Origin of the sequence: Helicobacter brantae, from assembly GCF_003364205.1 — a bacterium.
Classification (GTDB): domain Bacteria; phylum Campylobacterota; class Campylobacteria; order Campylobacterales; family Helicobacteraceae; genus Helicobacter_G; species Helicobacter_G brantae.
On record NZ_NXLV01000005.1, the window covers coordinates 55311 to 78613 of the forward strand.

General features: G+C 40.3%; 21 protein-coding genes. 8 read left to right on the forward strand and 13 right to left on the reverse strand.

The window, feature by feature from the left end; translation table 11 throughout:
* Positions 1-33: 33 nt before the first annotated feature.
* The 9 genes from CQA58_RS03970 to CQA58_RS04010 all read right to left on the reverse strand — a co-directional run bounded on the left by CQA58_RS03970 (position 34) and on the right by CQA58_RS04010 (position 11593).
* Positions 34-606: a hypothetical protein gene (locus CQA58_RS03970; protein ID WP_115569431.1), complete on the reverse strand. Its 573-nt coding sequence runs from the start codon at positions 604-606 to the stop codon at positions 34-36.
* Positions 607-794: 188 nt separating this feature from the next.
* Positions 795-2024, reverse strand: a complete 1230-nt coding sequence (gene pepT / locus CQA58_RS03975) for a peptidase T (RefSeq protein WP_115569432.1) — start codon at positions 2022-2024, stop codon at positions 795-797.
* Positions 2025-2026: 2 nt separating this feature from the next.
* Positions 2027-3559, reverse strand: coding sequence for an AbgT family transporter (locus tag CQA58_RS03980; RefSeq protein ID WP_115569433.1), 1533 nt, complete (start codon positions 3557-3559; stop codon positions 2027-2029).
* A gap of 136 nt (positions 3560-3695) precedes the next feature.
* A complete protein-coding gene (locus tag CQA58_RS03985) occupies positions 3696-5060 on the reverse strand; it encodes an McrC family protein (RefSeq protein WP_115569434.1) in 1365 nt (454 codons plus the stop codon).
* Positions 5060-7090 (reverse strand): AAA family ATPase, encoded by a 2031-nt coding sequence (locus tag CQA58_RS03990; RefSeq protein WP_115569435.1) that lies wholly within the window; start codon positions 7088-7090, stop codon positions 5060-5062. Before CQA58_RS03990 ends, CQA58_RS03985 begins: the two co-directional genes overlap by 1 nt.
* Before the next feature lie 144 nt (positions 7091-7234).
* Positions 7235-7981 carry a glutamate racemase gene (gene murI, locus CQA58_RS03995; protein ID WP_115569436.1) on the reverse strand — a complete coding sequence of 249 codons (747 nt, stop codon included), beginning with the start codon at positions 7979-7981 and terminating at the stop codon, positions 7235-7237.
* Complete coding sequence (gene rho, locus CQA58_RS04000) at positions 7982-9310, reverse strand: transcription termination factor Rho (protein WP_115569437.1); 1329 nt, start codon at positions 9308-9310, stop codon at positions 7982-7984. It lies immediately after the preceding gene.
* Between the two features lie 104 nt (positions 9311-9414).
* Positions 9415-10077 carry a response regulator gene (locus tag CQA58_RS04005; RefSeq protein ID WP_115569438.1) on the reverse strand — a complete coding sequence of 221 codons (663 nt, stop codon included), beginning with the start codon at positions 10075-10077 and terminating at the stop codon, positions 9415-9417.
* A gap of 1 nt (position 10078) precedes the next feature.
* Positions 10079-11593 carry a sensor histidine kinase gene (locus CQA58_RS04010; RefSeq protein ID WP_115569439.1) on the reverse strand — a complete coding sequence of 505 codons (1515 nt, stop codon included), beginning with the start codon at positions 11591-11593 and terminating at the stop codon, positions 10079-10081.
* A gap of 100 nt (positions 11594-11693) precedes the next feature.
* Here CQA58_RS04010 and CQA58_RS04015 point away from each other — a divergent pair, with 100 nt between their 5' ends.
* From CQA58_RS04015 to CQA58_RS04040, 6 genes are all read left to right on the forward strand, one after another.
* Positions 11694-13400 (forward strand): cation:proton antiporter, encoded by a 1707-nt coding sequence (locus CQA58_RS04015; protein WP_115569440.1) that lies wholly within the window; start codon positions 11694-11696, stop codon positions 13398-13400.
* Positions 13401-13505: 105 nt separating this feature from the next.
* Entirely contained in the window at positions 13506-15248 is a 1743-nt protein-coding gene (locus CQA58_RS04020) for a M3 family oligoendopeptidase (protein WP_115569441.1), read from the forward strand.
* On the forward strand, positions 15245-15706 hold the full coding sequence (locus CQA58_RS04025; RefSeq protein WP_115569442.1) for a hypothetical protein: 462 nt from the start codon (positions 15245-15247) through the stop codon (positions 15704-15706). Before CQA58_RS04020 ends, CQA58_RS04025 begins: the two co-directional genes overlap by 4 nt.
* On the forward strand, positions 15703-15978 hold the full coding sequence (locus CQA58_RS04030) for a hypothetical protein (protein WP_115569443.1): 276 nt from the start codon (positions 15703-15705) through the stop codon (positions 15976-15978). The genes CQA58_RS04025 and CQA58_RS04030 overlap by 4 nt, the downstream gene beginning before the upstream one ends.
* Positions 15971-16735: a TerB family tellurite resistance protein gene (locus CQA58_RS04035; protein WP_115569444.1), complete on the forward strand. Its 765-nt coding sequence runs from the start codon at positions 15971-15973 to the stop codon at positions 16733-16735. The genes CQA58_RS04030 and CQA58_RS04035 overlap by 8 nt, the downstream gene beginning before the upstream one ends.
* Positions 16736-16983: 248 nt before the next feature.
* Positions 16984-18144: a DNA cytosine methyltransferase gene (locus tag CQA58_RS04040; protein WP_115569445.1), complete on the forward strand. Its 1161-nt coding sequence runs from the start codon at positions 16984-16986 to the stop codon at positions 18142-18144.
* A gap of 36 nt (positions 18145-18180) precedes the next feature.
* Here the strand turns inward: CQA58_RS04040 and CQA58_RS04045 are convergent, their stop codons facing one another.
* The 3 genes from CQA58_RS04045 to CQA58_RS04055 form a co-directional block, all read right to left on the reverse strand.
* Positions 18181-18861 (reverse strand): hypothetical protein, encoded by a 681-nt coding sequence (locus CQA58_RS04045; protein WP_115569446.1) that lies wholly within the window; start codon positions 18859-18861, stop codon positions 18181-18183.
* 83 nt (positions 18862-18944) lie between these two features.
* Positions 18945-20600, reverse strand: a complete 1656-nt coding sequence (gene uvrC, locus CQA58_RS04050; RefSeq protein WP_115569447.1) for an excinuclease ABC subunit UvrC — start codon at positions 20598-20600, stop codon at positions 18945-18947.
* Positions 20593-21087: a hypothetical protein gene (locus tag CQA58_RS04055; RefSeq protein WP_115569448.1), complete on the reverse strand. Its 495-nt coding sequence runs from the start codon at positions 21085-21087 to the stop codon at positions 20593-20595. Before CQA58_RS04055 ends, uvrC begins: the two co-directional genes overlap by 8 nt.
* On the opposite strand from CQA58_RS04055, the gene CQA58_RS08215 reads away from it, so the two are divergent.
* Together CQA58_RS08215 and CQA58_RS04060 are read left to right on the forward strand one after the other, a co-directional pair.
* Positions 21073-21216 (forward strand): hypothetical protein, encoded by a 144-nt coding sequence (locus CQA58_RS08215; protein ID WP_170126736.1) that lies wholly within the window; start codon positions 21073-21075, stop codon positions 21214-21216. The two genes, CQA58_RS04055 and CQA58_RS08215, sit on opposite strands and share 15 nt — an antisense overlap.
* Positions 21213-22661: an L-aspartate oxidase gene (locus tag CQA58_RS04060; protein ID WP_115569449.1), complete on the forward strand. Its 1449-nt coding sequence runs from the start codon at positions 21213-21215 to the stop codon at positions 22659-22661. The genes CQA58_RS08215 and CQA58_RS04060 overlap by 4 nt, the downstream gene beginning before the upstream one ends.
* Here CQA58_RS04060 and CQA58_RS04065 read toward each other — a convergent pair.
* Positions 22645-23157 (reverse strand): YhcH/YjgK/YiaL family protein, encoded by a 513-nt coding sequence (locus CQA58_RS04065; protein WP_115569450.1) that lies wholly within the window; start codon positions 23155-23157, stop codon positions 22645-22647. The two genes, CQA58_RS04060 and CQA58_RS04065, sit on opposite strands and share 17 nt — an antisense overlap.
* Positions 23158-23303 lie beyond the last annotated feature (146 nt).

Here is a 23303-nt window from a genome sequence, read left to right on the forward strand (position 1 = left end):
TTTTTCTCCTTTGAGATACGAGGTAGAGGGAGATTATCCCCTCTCCACAACTTCCATCACTTCTCCTTGAGGGGAGAAGTGATATTCTTTGCCCCAAATCATCACAGAATAGCCCAATATCTCTCCCAAAGAGGGGATAGCTCCTGCATTCTCTTGAAAATGCTTTTTGATAATCTCTCCATAGCCTTTGATGACTTCATCGTGGGGCTTTAACACAAAGCACTCAATGTCTTGAAGGAGAAGAGTTTTTTGCTTCTTGGCACACATCAGCCCAAAGACATTTGTCCCTTGATTTTTGAGTTCATCAAGCGTGATTTGAGTTTTGATAGATATATCTTTGCCATAGTTTGCTCTGTCTTTGATGTGCTGAGTGGCTTTCTCCATATCTTCTTGGATTTTGCTCTCATCTACTCCTAGTACTTCTGAAGCCTTGAGATAAAAGCTCTGAGGGAAATGCACCAAATCATAAAACTGACTATCAAACCATTCTATAAGGCTATTTTTGGATTTAAAAGCCTTGAGTGCCTCATCAAACCTACTTTCATTGTGGTATCCCATTGCCTTTGCGTGGGTGAGTTGTAGTCGATTCTGTAATGTCTGAAACATTTTTGCTCCTTGTGTTGAAATATGAAAAATTGTATCTTTATCATGAGGACAAAGAATGTCCTATTTTTATTTTTGAGATGTGATATGAAAATTTAGCAAAATCATCTACTTTTTTCAAATCTTTTTGAAAGTTTTTAGGGAAAAAGAAGTTTTTTAAGAGTGGGGAGGGGATAGAAAGTAGGGATAGGTTACTTTCTCCCCACAATCTCCACAATCCCCCTAGCCACTTCAAAGCTCTTATAGAACGCCTTGAATGGGAGGAATTCATAGATTGAGTGGAAGTTGTGAGCCCCTGTGAAGAAGTTGGGAGTGAAAACTCCTTTGCTAGAAAACGCACTGCCATCAGTCCCTCCACGCATAGGGAAGATTTTGGGAGTGATATTGCACTTACCAAACGCCTCTTTTAGCACACTCAGTGCTTCTTGGTTGTCTTCATTCATAGAATCAGCAATATTGCTATAAATATCAGCAATCTCTAGCGTGATTTTGGCTCTTGGGTGTTTGACTTGCACTAGCTCCACCACTTGCTTGATATAAGCCTTTTTGCTCTCATACTTGCTTTTGTTGTGATCTCGAATATTGAGAGTGAGCTTGGCTTGTGCTTGATTGCTTTGAAGCTCTTGCACCCAGATATACCCCTCATACCCCTCTGTATTTTCAGGAGTTTTGAGCCTATCAAAGCAATTAGCGATATCAATAGCCACCAAAGTGGGATTGACTAGCACACCCTTAGCACTCATAGGGTGGGCTGTAACGCCCTCTATCTGAACCACTGCACTCCCTGCATTAAAAGTTTCATACACTAGCTCCCCCTCTTCACAACAATCAATAGTAAAGCACAAATCTGCAGGAAAATCTTCAAGCTCCAAAGCCTTTGCCCCTCTAAGCCCCACCTCTTCATCAGGTAAAAAGCACACATAGATATCAGTGTGAGGAGGGTTTTCACTCTTGAGATAGGCTAGAAGTGTCATAATCGTAGCAATAGCTGACTTATCATCAGCCCCTAGCACACTTGTGCCATCAGTGAAGATGATTTCTTCTCCTTTGTATTTCATAATCTCAGGGCGTTTTTGAGGATCAAAAATGATATTTTTTTCAGCATTCAAGACTAAGGCTTCCCCCTCAAACTTAAGGATTTGAGGGTGAATTTGAGGGCTTAGTCCCACATCAACGGTATCTAAATGAGCACAGAATCCTATGCTTTTGCCTTGAGTATTTCCCTTTAGCTTGGCTGTGAGGATTGCGTTATCTTGGAGTTTGATATCTTCTAGCCCTAGAGCTTCTAGCTCTTCTCTTAGCACTTGGGCTAGGGCGTATTGCCCTTGAGTGCTAGGGAGAGTAGAGGAGTTAGAATCGCTTTGAGAGGGGATAGAGAGATAGCGAAAAAAGTTTTCTATCTGAAGTTTGGCATAAGACATTTCTAACCCCTTATGTAGGTATAGCTACTCTCAAACCCTAGTGGTATCCCAAGCCACCAGAAAAGATAGAGCGTGACTGTCAGAGCTAAAAGCAATGCGATACTAAAGGGGAGCATTATCGAGCTTAGTGTCCCCACGCCCGTTTGAGAGCAATATCTTTGACAATAGCTAATGATGAGGGGATAAAATGCAAAGAGTGGCGTAACGACATTGATTGCACTATCACTCACCCTAAAGGCGGCTTGAGTGAGTTCAGGGGAGATTCCAAGAAGCATTAGCATTGGCACAAAAATCGGTGCTAAAACTGCCCATTTAGAAGTAGCTGAAGTGATGAAAAGATTGAGAATAGCTGTGAGGATAATCAATCCCAAAATCGTAATCCCACTAGGCATTCCCATAGATTTGAGAAGATCTGCACCACTTAGAGCAATGAGTTTGGAGATATTGGAGTGATTGAAGACATAGAGGAATTGCCCACACACAAAACAAAAAGTAATAAACCCCACCAAAGGCTTGAGTGAATCAGTCATCGCTGAAAACACTTCTTTGAAAGTAGGGAAAGCTCCTATGAGTTTGCCATAGATAAACCCAGGGAGGGCAAAGTAGAGGAACATCAAAGGCACTAGGGCTTTCATCATCACTGCATCTCTTGAAGTAAGTATCCCACTCTTTCCACGCAAGAGAGAATCACTAGGATATGCCAAGACTACAAGCACCACGCTTAGGGCTATCACACTAAGCATTGCATACCAAAAGGCCTTGTTCTCTTGAGCTGACACACTCATAAAACTCTCATCATCAAAGCTAGAATCGATAGGGAGATTCTTTTGCAAGAATGGCTCGACGATTTTCTCACACACATACCAGCAAGATAGCACAACCCCTACAATCCCACCAAGAGAAACAAAGTAGTTACACAAGACATTGACTTCTACGCTCTTATCCAAGATATGCGAGGCTTTTTCTGTAAATTCTTGCATAATAGGATCGATGATTGAGGGGGTGAAACTTGCTGAAAACCCTCCTGCAAGTCCTGCAAACGCTGTGGCAATCCCTGCTACGGGGTGTCGCCCTGCTGAGAGGAAAAGCACTGCTGCAATGGGCATCAAAAACACATAAGCCCCATCTCCGACAATATGACTAGCCACAGAGAGGAGCAATACCATAGGCACGACAAAGGCTTTGGGGGTAAGAGAAGCAAGTTTGCTAAGCAACACTCTCAAAAACCCACTGCTTTCAGCCACGCCGATTCCTAGTGCTACTACAAGTGTAACGGCTAGGGGAGGGAAGTTGATAAAGTTTTTGGTAGAAGCGACTACAAGCTCTAGGAAGTTTGATAAAGCAAGATAATTCTTTATCGCGATTTTCTCTCCCTGTGAGCCATCAGCACCGACTAAATAGTAGTGAAAATCCACATAAGAGAGGGAAAAAGATAGAAGCATAATCAAAATCAAAGCATACAAAAAGAGTGTAGTAATATCAGGGAGTTTATTCCCTATCCTTTCAACGCTTTTGAGGAAACTAGCTATTTTCATTATTTCTCCTTTGTGGGTGGAATAAGGGTTTATCATATCTTTTTTTGGAGCAAATGCGACTTTAAATTATCTTTTTTTAAGGTTTTTTATGCAAAATACAGACAAAAGGCAAAAAATAAGCCCCCAAACTTAACTCCTAGAAAAATCTAAGAGGGGCAAAAAGGATTTTTAGAGGGATTTTATAGCCTATGGCTTGAGATAGCTTATCGCTTCTTAGCGTGATATGGTGTTTGTAGGCTTTGCACTCTTGAGAAATCTCTAGTGCTTGATTGTCTTTGTGGTGGAGTTTGGGATAGATAAGCCATACTTCTTGGGCTTGATGATAATGAGCGTAAGCAAAGAGTTGATAGAGATCGCTTTGAGAGATATCTTCAGTATTTTTGAGGGCTTTCCATTTGGTGTCAGCGATGATGACTTTATCTTCTTTTTGGATATGCAAATCTACTTTGAGCTGAAAATATCCTTTGTGGTTTTTGTCATAGAGAAGGTATTTATCCGATTTTTGGGCGTGGATTTTGCTCTTTTGATTGCTTCTTAGCATATAAGCCACATAGGATTCAAAAAGCCTCTCCATTGGGAAAAGCAAAGCATACGCCTTGCTCTCTCCACTATAAGCACTAAAACTCTGCCCCTCCAAAAACACCTTGCACCACGCCAAAATCGTTTCATAGTAACTAAAGTGCCTTGAAGTCGTGCAAGAAAGAAAATCTTTGGGGATATTGCGACTTTGTGGAATCTCCTCAAAGATTTCAAGAGAGCGATTGATGAGGGAAAGCGTGGTGTGAGAGGGGGAGAGGGATTTGAGCAGGGTAAGAGTGGATTTGATGAGGCGATTGCTAGGGTTGTCGCCCACAAACTCATCACTGCGTGTAAAAAATCTCTCTTTATGCACCAAGTTGTGGCGAATCTGCTCTTTGAAAAGCAACTTTCCTTTGAGATAAGCTCGATTCTCTTCTCTTTGAGTGTAGTCGTGGCGTATGCCTTTTTTGACTAGTTCAAAAAGCTCATAGCAAAACATTTGCATAAACACTTCAAGAAGTGGGGTGTTTTGGGCGTGGAGTGAGGAGAGCTGACTTCTTTTGAATGGCGTGTTTTTGAGGGTTTTGAGGCAAAAGATGAGAAAGTTTCTTGCCGATATTGTCGCATCATTGTGAGGGAAAAAATCTGCCTTGAAATTTTGGGATTCAAAATCAGCATAAAAAGATTGCAGGGCTTCCTTGCAGGTTTGTTTGTCTTTTTGCTCTTCTTGGGGTTGTGGAGTGTTTGGAGATGAAAAATCCTCTCCAAAGCACTTAGGTAATATCTCAAGAGTGCCATATTTTGTCTGTATCACGCCTACATAGTTTTGGGCTTTGAGATAATCTATCCCTGCTTTTTTGTGGTGCTTGATAAAACGCTCATTGCCCTCAATCTGTGAGAATGCCACAAGGGAGTCAAAAAACCTCTTGTCGCATTTTTTACTTGTAAAAGCTTGATATTCGATGACTTGGAAGATTTTCATCAAGCCTTGCTCTCTGTATCAGTTTCATCTTGTTTGTTTAAATTGTTTATTTTTCTTGCAATCTTGTTTTCATAAAGTGCAATATAGGTTTCCTTATCATTCCAAATATCACTCTCTAAATCAGCAACCTTATAAATGGGCTTGTTTTCCAAATCAAGCTCATTTACCAAGCTATCGATAGCAAATAATTTTCCTGTTTTTTCTTCTTTCTTTTCAATCATTCTATTGCTATTTAGCACGGCTTGAATAAGTGCGTAATCATTGTAGAAATACTCTTGAAGCAAAGGAATGATTTTGTTTTGGAAAATGCCTTTGAGTTGCTCTAGCGTGATAGAGCTTTCTCCCTCTTTGCACTCACTCAAGAAAAATGCGTGTCCGATTGTTTTTTCTCTATCGTAGAGAAACTCGATTCTTTTGTTGATTTGCTCTAGCATTTTGCCAAGCTCTATGTCTGTGCCTTGCACCTCTAATCCCTCTAGCTCACTTGGTTTTGGCATCATCTCTACAAACTCAAATCTCCTTCTTAGTGCTGTATCAAGGCTTGTGATACTTCTATCTGCTGTATTCATCGTGCCGATGATATAGAGGTTGCTAGGCACTCCAAAGAGTGGCTCATCACTTGTCCCACTATAAGGGAGCTTGACTTTTAGCTCCTCACTTGCTCCTATCCTTTTGCTAGGCTCAATGAGAGTGATGAGTTCTCCAAAAATCTTGCTGATATTCCCACGATTGATTTCATCAATGATGAGGATATAAGGTTGTGTATTTTGAATTTGTCCTGCAAGTTCTTTTTGAATATCTTCTCTTTTAAGTCTAAAGTCATTCAAAATTTCATCAAAAACAGAATAGTAGGAAAACCTTGTTCCTTTCAAGCCTCGACAATAGGAGTAAATAAACTCATTGCAAGATAATGGTATAGGGCTAGGTTTTTCTGTATCTGCCAAAACTCTTATTGTTCCACTTGAATCTGTCAGGTAATAGAACTTTGCTTTATCTGTTCCTGATTTAGAAGTTCCGATTTTTTCGCCATTTCCTATAAGCCCTTCTAAACTACTTTTTGTTGGGCGTTCATCTATATATTTTGGTGAAAGTAGAGAGGTTGGATAGACATAAAGTTGGCTTACAAAATTATTATATGCCTCTTCAAGTTCCTTGACAAGTTTCTGATTTGTCAAAATTGGTTCTTGAGCTTTACGACATAATTCCTTGAAAATCCCATTCGTAACCTCGTAAGAAATATCACCATTCTTGTCTGTTATTGGCTTGATTCCCTCTACAAACTCCTCATATCCATAGCTTTGATGAAAGGTTACAAACTCGATTCTCTCCTTTGCTTTGTACTCTTCAAAAAGTTGTTTTCTAGCCTCTCTGTTGTTTTTGCTAGGAAGCCTCAAATCTTTATCGTGTCTTACCAAAATTTCCAAGGCTCTATCAATCGTATTGTAAGTTTTTCCTGTTGCTGGAGAACCATAAAGAATTTGATTTAAGGGCTGATAACAGAAGCCCATTTGAATAAGTATAGGATAAAGTAGGGCATAATCTTCTGTTACATCCGTTAAAGCTTTTATTGCCCAATTTCCGCTATCTTCGCATATCCATTCTCCTTTTGCAAACCACTTGACCTTTCTAAAAGAGGCAAAATCATCATCAAGATTTGGATTATAGAAATATTCCCCCTCAACCTCCCCATATCCCATAAATTTATTTCTACCATTTCCAACGATGATAATATCTCCGATTTGAACTTCATTACAAAAATCCCAATTTGATTTTCTGTTATTTGTTTGCCTTGTAGAATCGCTTGGATATAGAGATTTGAGGGCTTCATCTATTTCTTCTTTGTTTGAGTATTTTTGTAAATTTTCCAATTTTCTCCAACCAAGCCCCATTAAACCTTTTGAATACATCTCCTCCCATTTATCCCCATTTTCTCCTGCTTTGTATAACCAAAATCTCTGATTTTTAGATTTTTTGGAAATATTTTGATTTTCCACCTTTGCGTTTTCAGGGTGATTTTTATTTTCTAACATCACTAAGACTCCTTGATAAAAAATTCTTAAATTATATCCCTTTTTTCTCCTATGTCAAGTCTTAACACAATAGGGTTAGGACACACAAAAGCATATCTTACTTCAGAGGACAGGTTTTGTCCTATTTTAAAATTTTGTGATTTTTTAGAGGGAGAGGAGGGTTTGGGCTTGGTGGGAGAGGGTGGAGTTATTTTGTGAGGAGTAGAAGCTAAGCTTTGAGGGAGTAGAGAGTGTGGGAAGCTCAAAGCTCTTTTTGAGTTGCTCGACTATGGCTTCTCCTGAGTGGATAAGCAAACTCTCCCCTCCAAAATACTCTCTAATTGCCTTAGCGATAAATGGATAATGTGTGCAACCTAGGATAATTGCTCTAGGAGGGGTGGAGATAGCGTGGAAGTAGTGCTTGAAGCAAGACTGCAAGATTTCCCCCTCATAGATTCCCTCTTCCACCAATGGGACAAAGAGAGTGGTTGCAATAGAATCAATGTGTTTATACCCCAAAGAGTGCAAAGCCTTAGGATAAACTTGGGATTTTGTAGTAGCTTGAGTGGCTAGGATTAGGATTGAGGCGTTTTTGTCTTGCACTTTGTTTTGCAGTGCCAAAACCCCTGCCTCTATCACACCCACCACAGGGTAGGGGGCTTGAGCTTTGAGGATATCAAGTGCATATGCACTCACGGTATTGCACGCAATGATAAGCAAATCGATTTTATGAGGGGCAAAAAACTCCAAAGCTTCCAAGGAGTAGGCGATGATTGTTTCTCTATCTTTAGTCCCATAAGGCACTCTTGCTGTATCGCCATAGTAGATAATCTCTTCAAAGAGCCTAGCCTCTAGTAGGCTCTTTAGCACACTTACACCCCCAATCCCACTATCAAAAATCCCAACTCTCATCTAGTCTTTTTCATTCATTAGATTAAGAAACTCTTCATTATCTTTGGTTTTTTGCATTTTGGAGTAGATGAAGCTTAGGGCTTCTACATCATCCATTTGTTGCATCACATTTCTAAGCATCCAAACCTTTGTAAGCTTCTCTTTGCCTAGGAGCAAGTCGTCTTTTCTTGTCCCTGATTTGAGGATATCAAAGGCAGGGTAGATTCTTCTATCAGCAATTGATCGAGCTAGGACGATTTCGCTATTTCCTGTCCCTTTGAATTCTTCAAAAATCACTTCATCCATTCTTGAGCCTGTTTCGATAAGGGCTGTTGCGATAATTGTCAGACTTCCCCCTTGCTCGATATTTCTAGCCGCACCAAAAAATCTCTTGGGCTTATGCAACGCATTGGCATCGACCCCACCACTTAGCACTTTTCCACTTGAGGGAGTCGCACCATTATAAGCTCTAGCAAGTCGTGTGATAGAATCAAGCAAAATCACCACATCTTGCCCCATCTCTACCATTCTCTTAGCTCTCTCTATCACAAGCTCAGCTACGCGGATATGGTTGCTTGAGGGCAAATCAAATGTAGAGCTAAACACTTGCCCTTTGATACTTCTCTCCATATCTGTAACCTCTTCAGGTCGCTCATCAACAAGCAAAACCATTAGCTCTACTTCAGGGTGATTGCTTGAGATTCCGTGAGCCAATTCTTTCATAAGCTCTGTTTTACCTGTGCGAGGAGGAGCGACGATGAGGGCTCTCTGTCCTTTTCCGATAGGGCTAAAGAGATCAAGCATTCTTCCTGTAACTTTTAGTGGGTTGTATTCAAGTTTGAGTTGCTCTAGGGGGAAGAGGGGAGTGAGGTTGTCAAAGAGGGGGCGATTTTTAATCTCTTCAAGTGAGAGGTAGTTGATAGCTTCAATCTTTAGAAGTGCATAATATCTCTCTTGATCTTTTGGAGGACGCACTTGCCCTGTAACGATATCTCCAGTCCTGAGTGCAAATCTTCTGATTTGGCTTTGGGATACATAAGTATCATTTTGGCTATCTGTGAAATTGCCATCAATCCCTCTCAAAAACCCATAGCCCTCATGACTCATCTCCAAAATCCCTGTAAAGAGGATATATCCGCCTTGATTGACTTGATTTTTGAGAATCTCAAATATCAAATCTTGTCTGCGATACTCTTGAGGGTTTTCAATCCCTATGCTTTTGGCGATTTTGGTAAGCTCTGCGACGCTCTTTGCACGCAACTCTTCGATCTTATATCCCTCTACGGGAGTATGTGTCCTAGAGGTTTTTGTCTCTTTTGTCTCTTTGGTTTCTTTTTCTTTTGTTGCCATAAAATTCCTTAATCAAGTGTGATAGCTAAAAAGTGGGAGTCCTAAATAAGAATTTGGGATAAAACGGCATTTTAACTAGAAATGCCGTTTTGAGTCAAGGGTTTTTAGTCTTTAGAGCTAATAATATCAGGGTGAAGTCGATAAATTTTGTTTTTTATCTTTGTGATTAGCCCTGTATCCATAAGTTGAGCAAATGTCTTTACCACCGTGGGCTTACTGACATCAAGTGCTTCCATAATGCTCTCATATGAACCTCTAAAGATATATTCCTCATCGATATTTTTTAGCAAATAGCGAATGATTTCAATCTTTTTACCCCCTACAAATGTAGAAATGGCATTGATGAGCAAGTTTTGGTTGCTGATTGTTCTTGCTTGGATTGTCGGTAATACCACTTTCACAAGAGTTTCTAGTAGGCTTTGGATCACAATTGGCTTGAGGATATAGCCATCTACTCTTAGATGAATTGCATCTAGCAAGTATTGGGTTTCTGTGTGAGCTGTGGTGATGACAATAGGGATTTGCGGATTGCTTCTGCCCTCTCGGATTTTCTTAATCATCTCAATTCCATTCATTTTGGGCATCAAAATGTCTGTAAGAATCAAATCTACGTGATTGTGTGCCAAAAGCTCTAGTGCTTCTTTACCATTACGAGCGACGATAAGTTTCTTGACATAGTCCTCTAAAATCATCGCACTTGCTTTAAGCGTATCCTCATCATCTTCTACATAAAGTAGGGTGAGGTTTTTTAGTTTTTCGTAAGACATTTTACTCTCCTTGTGTTGTGGTGTTGTTCTTTGAAAGAATGATTTCAAAGATTGCACCAAAATAATTTTGCTTTGTTATTTTACTTATCCAAGAGCCATTCTTGACAAATATTTTACCTTCCATTTGATTTTCTACAATTTGTTTGACCATATAGAGTCCGATTCCAGTCCCTACTGACTTATGTTTGGTGGTAAAATATGGCTCGAAAATTTTTTCAATTTCTTTGAGCTTGATTCCTCCTGCATTGTCTTGAGTTATAATTTTTATTTCCTTTTCACTCTCTTCGATTTCGATTTCTATGATTCCATTGCCTACATTTTCAGAAATAATCGCATCTTTTGCATTATTGACTAGATTTAAAATCACTTGAGTAAATGCGTTTTCATAGCCAAAAAACATCGTATGCTTATGAGAGAGGTTGTGGGCTTCTATATTGTTGTTTTTGAGATTGGAGCTGAGGATATGCAGTGAATCCTCGATACTATCTTGGATACAAAACTCTTGCTTGATTGTGTGAGGTTGGAAGAAGTTTCTAAAATTCTCAATCGTATCAGACATATTTTTGGCAATCCTTAGAGCGTCTTTGGTTTGAGTGCAGATAAACTCGTGAGTGAGTTTGCCATTTTCAGATTTGCTCTGAAAGCTCTGAATAAGGAGCATTAGAGAGTTGAGGGGTTGTCGCCATTGATGAGCAATATTTTGAATCATCTCTCCGATTGAGGCAAGTCGTGCTTGTTGATACATTATTTGATCTTTTTGGCGTGATTCTTTGATTTTTTGCTGAATGGTTTGCTGTAAATCCTCATTTAGCTCTCTTAACTCTTTGGTTTTTTTGTAAATCACAGACTCAAGTGAGTGGTGCAAATCCCTAATAGAGGCGATAATGATTTGAGAGAAAAAGAGGGTAGTGCTAATGATGATTGCCACCAAAACCCCCACGATGATTAAAGAAGTGAGAAAAAGAGAATTTGTCGCATTCTTTTTGACATTGAGGATTTCTATCCTTAGCTCTATGGCTCGATGAAGCAAGATATTGAGGTTGAGGGCTGTATCTTTAAATAGGCAAAAATCTGTAATCTGACTAGGTATCTCTGTATTGATGATTTGAGTGATTTGCTCTTCAGATTGTGAAAGCTCATCAAGTTGCTTTTGATAGTCAGAAAACAGCTTGATATAAAAATCCTTAAATCTTGTTGCATAGTTTTCTTTCTCTTGAATTTGACTAAACTCATTCCAAGCCTCTTGCAAATGCTCCACTTGATCAGAGATTAAATCTTGAGAGATAAACTCTGTAAGCAAATCAGAGTAGATATTTTGAATGACAATGAGTTGCTTGAGCTTTTGCTCTTGGTTGAGAAATGTTGAATCATAATCATATTTCAAGCCCACAAGCGATACAATCGTCGTCCCTGCGATGAGAATAAGTCCGATAAGGGTGTTGAGGATTAAAATCTTTGTCTTTCTTTTCAAAGAAGTGCCAAGGATTTTTTCTTTGATTTTTTGTAAATTTTGCATCACTTTTTCCTTAAATCTCCAAGTTTCTTAGTAAAATTTTATAGGATTTTTCACTCATTAAACGATTTTTTCCACATTTTTATATTTAGGAGGGTTAATTTTGGGTTTTGCTATTTGTGTTTTTGCTTTGGGAATCGCAGTTGTGATTAATATCTTTTTCAAACGCATTGATATTCCTGTCATCATCGGCTATATCGTTACAGGAGTAATCATCGTTTATGCGTTTGATTTGAGGGCGATTTCAGCTTCTGAAGACCTCAATAAGATTGCAGAGTTTGGCATAGTTTTTTTGATGTTTATGATAGGGTTAGAATTTAGTTTCACACGCATAAAAGCGATGAAGCAAGAGGTTTTAATCTTTGGAAGTTTGCAGATGATTCTTACCTCAAGTGTGTTTTTTCTTATCAATCACTACTTTTTCAAGTTTGACATCGCTACCTCTATCGTCATTGCTAGTGCGTTTTCTCTCTCTTCTACTGCTATTGTGCTAAAGAGCTTTGAGGAGAGTAAAGTCGTAGGCACAAGCTATGGCAAAAACGCTCTTGGAATCCTCATAATGCAAGATATTGCAGTCATTCCAATCTTGCTTATGGTGGCAATGCTAAGCAATAAAGAAGCCGAGCTAGTTCCACTTGTAACCAAGACGATTATTTCAGCCATTGTGGTGCTTTTTATCCTCTTTGTCCCAGGTAAATTTGTGGCAAGTAAGATTCTCAAATTCGCAGCAGATACGCATATGGATGAGATTTTTATGGGAACGGTGCTTTTTATCGTGCTAGGTTCAGCCTTGCTTAGTGAATACTTTGAGTTTTCTCACTCTTTGGGGGCATTTGTAGCAGGTATGGTCATCTCAAGCTCCAAATACAAGCACCAAGTCGAGGCAGATCTTACCCACTTTAGGGACATTTTTTTGGGCTTATTTTTTGTAACCGTGGGAATGCAAGTCAATCTTGAATTTTTGCTTCAGCACTTTTTTATCATCGGACTTTTTTTGTGTGTTGTGATGATTCTCAAGGTGGGTGTGATATTCTCCACCCTCAAGCTTCTTGGCAAAGGGGCAAAGGTTTCTCTCAAAACTGCCCTTGCACTCTCACAAATCGGAGAATTTTCTTTTGCAATCTTTCTAATGTCTCAGCAAAATGGACTTCTCAAAACCAATGAGGGAAGCAAAGTTTTGCAAGGACTGATTGATGCAGGGATTTTGGATAGTAGTTTTTCAGTGGCTGATATGGATCAAATCCTCACCCTTATGGTAATCCTCTCTATGATTGCCACACCCTTTATCCTCAAAAATTTACGCAAACTCACTCTTCTCTTCCTCCCCAAAGAGAAAGCAGGGGAAATCGTGCCAGAGTATTGTGATATCGCTCAAAGTGGCAATATGCCAATGATGAGAAATCACATCGTAGTGTGTGGTTATGGAACTTTTGGACAAGAAACAGTCAATTGGCTCAAAGAGCATAGCGTGCAATATATCGCTATTGATTACAATCTCTCAAGAGTGGAGAGGGGACTTGCTAGGGGGGATAATGTAATGTTTGGAAATGTGGGGCAAAAAAGTATCATCGAACAACTCAACCTTGAAGAATCAAGAGCAGTGATTATTGCTGTGGATAACACAAGTCATATCAAAAATATTTGTGAAGTGATTTTGGATAAGGCCCCAAATTGCAATATCATCGCCAAAGTAACCACCCAAGAGCAAGAAATTGAGCTAGGAGATATGAAACTCCACTTTGTCATCAATGAGAAAAAAGAAATCGCCAAGATTTTAGCCCACGCAGCCCTCGCTCCAAGAGAAGAATAGTCCCCCTCTCTTGCCAAAGAGAGTAGGGGTGGATTATTTATTGCTTATAGTCTTTGAAATCTTTTGTAAAATCCCACTTTTGGATTTTATACCCCAAGGAGAATTATGGATTGCTGGAAATTAGGAGATTTATTTGCCTCTCAAGAAGCACTAGAGGAGAAAGTCCAAGCCCTCAAAAGTGAGGCAGAGAAGTTTGAAGCCCAATACAGGGGCAAACTCTCCACCTGCCCTCAAGGAATCTTACCCAAGTATGAGGAGATTTTGGAAGGGATTGGCTTGATTGGGACTTATACCTTTTTGCTATTTGCCCAAGATAGCTCAAGGGGAGATATTTATGCCAACTATGAAATCAAATGCAATGAGATTCAAAGCCATTTGCTCTTTTTTGAGCTAGAGTTTTGCTCTTTGAGTGAAGAGCTTCAAGAGAAATATAAGCAAGAATACCCCAAATATGCCTACTATCTCTCTCATCTCATTGCCACCAAAGCCCACCAACTCACCCTAGAGCAAGAGCAAGTCCTACTAGAGGTTTCTCCTGTGGGAGTAGGGGCATTTAGTCGCTTTTTTGATGAACACTTCTCTCAAATGAAATTCAAATTCAGCAAAGAAGAGAAAAAAATCGGAGAAGAAGAAGTCCTAGCCTATCTTTACTCATTTAATCGCAAAGAGAGGAAAAAGGCTCAAAAAGTCTTTAGCAAAAAGCTCCACCAATCCGATCACTTCCTCACCTTTATCCTCAATATGGTGCGAAAAGATTTGGCAATCAACACCAAACTTAGAAAATACCAAAAACCCGAATCTTTCCGTCATATTGATAACCAAACCACTCAAAAAAGCGTAGATTCTCTTATCAAAGTCGTGGAGAAAAACTATCCACTTGTAGAGCGATACTATGAGGCAAAGAAACAAATCTTAGGACTTAAAAAACTCAAAGATTATGATAGATACGCTCCTATCAGCAAAGAAGCAAGTATCAAAATCTCCTATCCCCAAGCCCTAGAGCTAGTCAAAGAGAGCTTTGCAAACTTCTCTCCTACTTTTATGGAAATTACCCAAAAAGCCCTCAAAGAAGGGTGGGTAGATTCTCACCCCAAAGATAGGAAGAGAGGAGGGGCTTTCTCTCATGGCTGTGTGCCTTCAGCTCATCCCTATGTCCTTCTCAACTTCACAGGGGGAAGGCGTGATGTTTTCACTATCGCTCACGAATTTGGACATATGATTCACCAAGAGCTTAGCAAATCTCAAGGCTATCTCAATATGGATACCCCTCTCACCACTGCTGAGACGGCTTCAGTCTTTGCAGAAATGCTACTTTTTGACACTCTCAAATCTCAAGTGCCAAAAAATGAGCTTCTCTCCCTATATGCAGGGAAGATTGAAGATATTTTCTCCACTCTCTTTAGGCAAATTGTGATGACAAACTTTGAGCGTGCAATCCACTCTACTCCTGATGAGCTAAAAAGTGAGGATTTCAACAAAATTTGGCGAGAGGAAAACCAAAAAATGTTTGGCAAAAGCATTGAGCTAACAAGCAATTACAACCAATGGTGGAGCTATATCCCTCACTTTATCCACTCCCCATTTTATTGCTATGCTTATAGTTATGGACAGCTCCTTGTCCTTGCACTCTTTGGACTCTACAAGCATTCCAAAGAGCAGGGCAATGAGAGTGAGTTTGTCGCCAAGTATTTAGAGTTTCTCTCAAGTGGGGGCAGTGCCTCTCCTAAAGATTTGATTGCAAAGTTTGGCTTTGATATCGAAGATGAAGAGTTTTGGGAGATTGGAATGAAGCAGGTAAAAATCTTGCTTGATGAGTTTTTGGCAATCCTATCAAAGGAGGGGAAATGATAGATTCTAACTCTCTCAAACTTCACACCACACTTCAGCGACACGCCAAAGAGATGATAGCCACACTCATTGAAGAGGATTTGCATTTCTCAATCGTGTGTGATACGACTTTTATCAAATTTACCCCCTCTTTGAGTGCAGAGATGAGGGAGCGACTAGGGAAAGTGGCAGTCTTTATCCTCTCAGGTTATAGCTTCCAATCCCTTGAGCTAGGGGAAAATCACTTTGAGTTTGAAGCAGGGCTTGTGATGAAAAATGGCGATGATTTAGGCACAATTTTGGAAATCCCATACTCAAGCGTGATGCAAATTGTCCTCCAAGATGAAAACGATGCCCAATCAGTGATGATTTATTGCAATCCCTTTGAGGTGGCACAAAACCAAGAGCTAGAGGATTCAATGATAGCAATCCTCTCCAACAACCCCCATATCTTCTACAAAGACAAGGCAGAAGAATGAAGGGGATTATGAAAATTCTCTTTGCTCTCCTTGTCTCAGGGGCTTGGTATGTCATCGCAGGAGAGGGCAGTGAGCCTGTGTGTGTGGTATTCTTTTTCCTCATTTTATTCTCTCTATATGTCAAGCCCATTAAGCCCAAACGCTCAGTGGTGCAAGAGCAGTATTTGGAGAAGATGAGAGAGAAACGCAGACAACGCCAAGAAGTCAATCAAGAATTGGCACAAGAAAAAAAGGTGGTTTATAAAGATTTAAGAAGGAGAAAAGATGGATAGCACTTTGACTTTGATTATCTTGCTTATTGCAGGAGTTGTAATGTATTTTTTGTGGAATACTCTAAGAGAGTATCTAGGCAATGAAGAGAATCTCAAACGTTTCAAACAAGAGCAGAGCCAAGCCTATGCACTCCCCCAAGAGCCAAGACTTCAAGATAAGGTAGAGCAGAGTGAATATGGACTACTAGCAGGGATTTTGGGCTATGTGGCAAACGCTGATGGAGAGATTTGTGAGCTAGAGAAAGAAATGGCTTCTTCTCTTCTCTCTGATATGGCAAAAGAGATGAAAAATCTAGGGAGTGAGAGTGAGGTTTATGACATACTCCTTGCTATCTTCACTTCAGGCAACAAAAATATAAGCTCCCTTGCCAAAGGCTTTGTAGAGCTAACCAAAGGCGAGTATAAAAAGAAGCTAAAAGTTGTGGAATTTTGTTTTGCACTAGGATATGCTGATGGCGAACTCAACGAGCTAACAAAAGAGGCGATCATTGATATAGGAGCATTGCTAGGGATAGATAATACAGATTTCAACAATCTCTATGATAATTTTGCCACAAGCTATGAAGTGCAACTCACACAAGAAGAAGCAAAAGAGATTTTTGGAAGCTATGATGACCTCTATTCTCGCTACCAAGAGCTTATCACTCAAGAGAAGCAAAATATCCTAGATGACAAAAATCTCAACAAACCCCTCACCCCTGACGCACTTCAAAACCTTAGAAAAATCCAAAAAGCCTATGAGATTCTCAAAGGGTAGGGCATAAGCCCACACCCACTCCACCAAGCAAGGCAAGATTAGAGCTTGAAATAGAGATTAGATTTAGGGCAAAAACAAAAACCTTGCCATTCCTTAGAGCCTCACACATAGCTCCGAACTTATGAATTGCAAAATTTTTGAGATAAAAATGATTAAAGATTTATTGTCTTTTTGGATATAGACTTCTTGACTCAAATATTTTTTCACACATCTTGGCATTTGTGTATCCCCCACTTTATGGAGTTTTTATGGATTTAAGTCAAGTTAGAGTTGTAGATTTATTTTGTGGTGTAGGGGGTTTGAGCTATGGATTAAAGAGTGCTAATCTCCCCATATCTATGGGGGTTGATATAGATAAGACTTGCAAGTTTGCTTATGAGAAAAATGTAGGAGGTGTGTTTTTACACAAAAGCATTCGCTCTCTCCAAAAACAAGACATCACTCCCTTCTTTGAGGGGGCAAAGTATCGTGTCCTTGTGGGGTGTGCCCCTTGTCAAACTTTCTCTTCATACACTCAAAAAAATAGAAACAAAAACGATGAAAAATGGACTTTGCTTGATGAGTTTAAGAGGTTGATTGTAGGGATTTTGCCTGAAATAGTGAGTATGGAAAATGTCCCAAATCTTGCCAAATACCCCATATTTCATAGCTTTGTCAAGACACTCTGCAAACTCAAATATCTTGTCCATTACGAGATTGTTTTTTGTCCAAAATATGGAATCCCTCAGGGCAGAAAACGCTTGGTGCTTGTAGCTTCAAGGCTAGGAGAAATCAAGCTTATAGCTCCTACCCACACTAAAGATAGATATGTTACCCTCAGAGATACCATAGGCTCTCTCCCTAGACTAAGAGATGGAGAGCAAGATAAAGATGACAGCCTACACATTGCAAGAAAACTCACCCCCATCAACCAAAAGCGTATCCGATCCACTCCTCCCAATGGTGGAGGGTGGAAAGACTGGAGTGAGGATTTGATACTAGACTGCCACAAAAAGGAGAGTGGCAAACGATTTGATGCAGTGTATGGGAGGATGAGATGGGATGAACCCTCTCCAACGATGACGACGCTTTGCACAAGTCTTGGGAATGGGAGATTTGGACACCCAGAGCAACACAGAGCTATCAGTTTGCGAGAAGCAAGTTTGCTTCAGACCTTCCCTCCAAGCTATGATTTTATTGAAAATAAACACCTGCCTATCCCTATGGCGACAATCTCTAGACATATCGGAAACGCTGTCCCCCCCAAACTAGGCAAGGTGATTGGGCAGAGTATTATAAAGCATTTGGAGGAAGTAGAGAAGAGGGCAGATGAGAAGGAGTGCTTTGAGAGGGGAGGAGCAAAAAACCTTCTTGACAAAAATGGCAAATCTCATAAAATTGCAAAAATTAACAAATCTTTAATGCTATAATTTCTTTGCGTTAGAGGGCGGACTTGCGCCCACCTTTTATTTCTCCTTTTTTTGATATTCCCTTATCACTTCATTATCAATCGTGCTTATCAAATCATCTAAAAACACCAAGATTTTATCAGGCATTATTCCTAGTGTTGAGTTCTTTTCGCTATGGGTAATTCTAGGGAAAACCACCCCTTTGATTGTCCTAGTTTTAAGCAGATTCTCCCAATGAAATGCACGATTACGAATCGTTCGCATAAGATTAAGTGCAATATTGACTTTCTCAACATTAGAAAGATGACTTTTCTTCTTGCCGATATAGAAAAAATTCCTATTTTTCCAATGATATTCCCTGAAGTCCATATTCTTCAAGTCAAACATATAGTGCTTGACTTTGTAAATATCAATTAGTCTGATAAGTTCGCCTAGCATTAGAGAGGAGAGGATTTGATGAGATTGTAGGATTGAGATATTTCCTCTCTCTTTGATGATACTTAGGGCAATCTCACTCTTTATCCACTCCTCTCCCACAAGGCATTTGAGGCAATAGTCTAGCTTATTGCGTAAATAAATCTCAAGGATTGAAAGCCTTTTGACAATCCTTTGGGCAAGTTTGAGATTTTCAAAATGCTTATCCAAATCCCCCTCATATCCCTCTAGCCTCTCTGCTGAGAGGATTGCCACAATGTCCTTATCAAACTCTTTTAGCTCATCATTTGAGATTTTTACCATCACTATTCCTTGGGGTTTTTTAAATTGTAGCACTAAAAACTTCTGAGAAATAGTCTCTTTTATCTAGGGCAAATCTTTCTCTCCTACCCCCTAGGTATAAACCCCTTAAGTTTCTTCTCCCTATGGAATTTGATTGCAAAGCGATGAGCCTCATCACGCAGTTTTTGAAAATATTGCAGTCTTGTATCGCTTGGGAGCAGTCGCATTTCTTTGTATTCCCCCTCCACATACGCCCTCAAAATATCTCTTGCCTTGCCTTTGGCTCTGTGGGCTTTATGATCTAGCTTCTCTTTGGCTATGGCTATCACTTCTAGCTCCACCCCCACGCTCTCTAGCACCTCTTGAGCGATATGGATTTGAGCCTTGCCCCCATCAAGTAGCCACAAATCAGGAGGAGAAGTTTTCTCAAAGTCTTTGGCTCGACGCACTAGCATTTCCCTCATTTGCGAATACTCATCGCTCCCCTCCAAATGATACATTCGATAAGAATCCTTGATAAATTTCCCCTCCTCATACACCACCATTGCCCCCACATTATTCTCCCCAGCATGATGACTTGTGTCAAACACCTCGATTCTATGAGGCAAGGTATGCAGAGAGAAAAGCTCTTTAAGTCCCTGCTTTATCTCATACTCACTATCCTCAATCTTTAAAATCTCCTTAGCATTCTTACTTGCTAGTTCTACTAGTGCCTTTTTCTCTCCCTTTTTGGGGAAAACTAGCTTGATTGTCAGCCACTCTTGACACTCTTCTAGCTCTCCCTCTATCTCGCTTGGCAAGATGATTGCACTAGGAGGGAGGGGCAAATCCTTGCCATAGTGATTGACTAAAGCTTGGCGATAGAGCGAGATTCTTTCTTCAAACTCTAGGCTTTTTTGGTGTAAGATGATTTTTTCATAATCGCTTGAGATGATTTTGCCCTCTCTCATATAGAGCTTCATTAGCACGGCGTATTTGGCATTATGCTCTAGGGCAAATATATCCCAATTTGCATCTTGGGTATGAGAATCGATTTGTGAATGCATAGAGAGAGATGAGATTTTTTTGATCCTCTCCCTTAGTGTGATTGCCTCTTCAAACCTCTCTTGCTCAGCCACCCTTAGCATTTTCTCTTCAAGTTTTGTGATTAGGGATTTTTTGTCCTTGAGATAGTTTATGGCTTGAGTGAGGAGCTTTTGATACTCCTCTTGTGTGATTTTGCCCTCACAGGGGGCTAGACATCGGTTAATCTGATAGAAAAGACACGCTTTTTTCTCTCTCAGACACCCCTCTTTTTGCACCAATGGCACGACTTCATACAGACTTTCTAGCAGTTCCTTACTCCCAGTGCAAAATGGTCCAAAATAGATACAAGATTTGCGTTTGATTCTTGTGATTTTGGGGCGAGGAAAGGGCGAGGCAGTGTCAATATAGATATAAGGGTAAGTCTTATCATCTCTAAGCAAAATGTTGTATCTAGGTTTAAGCTGTTTGATAAGAGAGTTTTCTAAAATCAATGCGTCCATTTCGCTATCTACGATGATAGTTTGGATAGAGGCGACTTTGAGAATCATATTGTGGATTCTTGGGCTGAGATTGGAGCTTGGGGTGGCGTCAGTTACCCTAAAGTAGCTTCTCACACGATTATGGAGGTTTTTTGCCTTTCCCACATAGAGCAATACGCCCTTTTCATCATAGTATTGATATATCCCACTTTTTTTAGGAAGAGTTTTGAGTGTTTGCACCAAAGGACTAGGCATTGAGATTCTTTAAAATATTTTGGCGAATCTTCTCAAAGAGTTTGTGAAGCTTGGGATCTGTGGCGTGATTGAGAAACTCTCCTTTGGAATGCTCCTCATAGCGTTGCAGATAATACTCCTCTTGCACCTCACACACAGAAGCAAAGTGTTTGGGGGCATTGAAATACGCTCCATTTTTGTTGCTCTCCAAAGCTTGAGGATAATAAAACCACACTTCTTTGACATCTTGAAGTTGCGTGAAATGCTCTCTAAACTCTTGACAGATTGCAAGGATAAGGCTTGATTTGTAGCGATTGTATTCAGAGCAGAGCAGGGGATTATTGAGTGCAAAGCAAAGTTTTTGCTTCTTTTGAGTGCCAAAAGATATATACTTACGCATTTCTAATGGCAAAGCATTGATGATTTTACCTATATCATCAATTTCTTGAAGCCTTTTAAATTCAGGTTTAGACTTTAGTTTGGAGATAATACTATGCGAACTTTTCATTGTGTTATTTTAGCATATGCTTTGTTGATTGCAGGGTGTGGATATAAGAGTATGCCATTTTGGAAAGATGATACCCCCAAAGAAAGCACCCAAAAAGAGAATAAATCTCAAGAGGTAGAGAAAAAATGAAATACGACATCATTATCGTAGGAGCAGGGGTAGCAGGGCTTTATTGTGCCATGCATTTGCCCAAAAGCCTAAAAGTGCTTCTAGTTTGCAAAGATGAGCCGTGGGAGTGCAATACCTTTTATGCACAAGGGGGAATCAGTGTCGCCAAAGATAGAGAAGACATCGCCGAGCATATCGCAGATACACTCAATGCAGGAGTGGGATTCAACACCACTGCAAGTGTGGAAACTCTATGCCAAGAGAGTGTCAATCTCATCAAAGAGCTAGAAGAGATTGGGCTAAGGGTAGATAGAGATGAGAGAGGAGAGGTGCTATATGCCAAAGAAGGGGGGCATAAAAAAGCAAGGATTATCCACTTTGATGGCGATGGGACAGGGCGATTCCTCCACACTCATCTCATCACCCAACTCAAGCACCCTCTATGCAAACAAGCCCAAGTCATTGATTTGCTTATAGAAAATGGGCGTTGCTATGGGGTTAGCCTACTCAATAGGGGCGAAATCACTCAAGTGTATGCCAAATGCGTAGTTTTGGCAAGTGGGGGAGTAGGGGGACTCTATCGCTATCACACCAACGCCTACACTATCAGTAGCGACTTGCACGGAATGATACTAGAGCACCACTGCAAACTCAAAGATATGGAAATGCTCCAATTCCACCCCACGGTATATACTTCAGCCCCAACAGCACGCAAACCCCTCATCAGTGAGGCTGTGAGAGGAGAGGGAGGCAAGATTGTGGATAGGGAAGGAAGAAGATTTCTCTTTGATTATGATGAGAGAGGAGAACTTGCACCTAGAGATATAGTCTCAAGAGGGATATTTGACTATTGCAAAAGACACAATCAAGAGGCGTTTTTGGATCTCTCAAGCTTTAGCAAAGAGGGGTTTGAAGCACGATTCCCCAATATCTATCACTCCCTCACTTCCTACAAGCTTCAAATCCCAGAGCAAAAAATCCCTATCTCCCCTGCATTTCACTACTCAATGGGGGGAATCGCCGTTGATGAGAGAAGCAAGGTTTTGGGCATAGAAAACCTCTATGCCATAGGAGAATGTGCCAACAACGGAATACACGGAGCCAATCGCCTAGCTTCAAACTCACTTCTTGAAGGGCTTATCTTTGGCAAAAGGGTAGCTAGAGATATACTAGGAAGCTCTTATGACTTTGACTCTAAGCAGATTTTCCCAATCCTCAAAGAGAGTTTGCAAGAAGAGGGCGATATCACGCTCAAAAACACTCTAAGAAAAATAATGTGGGATAAAGTCGGGATTATCAGAACTCCTCAGAGCCTAAACTCTGCTCTAGGTGGAGTGGAAGCGATGCTTGAGTGCAAAATCGGCAGAATGCTAAGACTAAGACTGCTTGTAGCCAAAGAGATTATCCACCAAGCCCTCAGACGCAAAGAGAGCTTGGGGGCTCATTTCATCACAGACGATGCTTGATATAGCGATTGGGGACTTTGAAAATCACTTTTCTCACAATCTTGCCCACTTCCTCTCCATAGCCTATCCCCACGCCGTGGATATCATAAGGAAATAGCACAGCCATTTCTCTACCCTCTAAGCGAATACGACTAAGCTCTTGGGTGGGGGTATGCACTTCCAAATCTTTGCTCTCATCATAGCTCTGAAGTGGTGCAAACTTGCTTCTATCTCCTATCAAATAGTTCTCAAACCCCTCTACCACCACTTGAAAGTCGATATATTCTTGATGAGATTCAAAAAACCCCTCCTCCTCACTCTTGAGAGCATAGCAGTGAGCGATATAAAACATTCCATAATTTAGCTCCACCTTGTAGTTCTCCCCCACATTGAGGGCTTGGAGCTTGGAGAGTCGCTCTCCACTAAACACGCTTTCAACCCCCACTAGCAAACTCTCTAGCTCTTGGGTTTTGCTAAAAAGAGGTTTTAAATCCTCAATCTTTCCAAAAATTGCCATTGTTTCCTCCTTGTCGTAAGATTGAAAAATTGTAGCAAAAAAAGAGAATTTTTGACTTTTATTTGCTATTGATTGTTTTTTGGTTTAAAATTTGTTAGTTTTTAGATAGAATTTGGGCTTTTATTTCAACCTAAAAGGAAACCAAG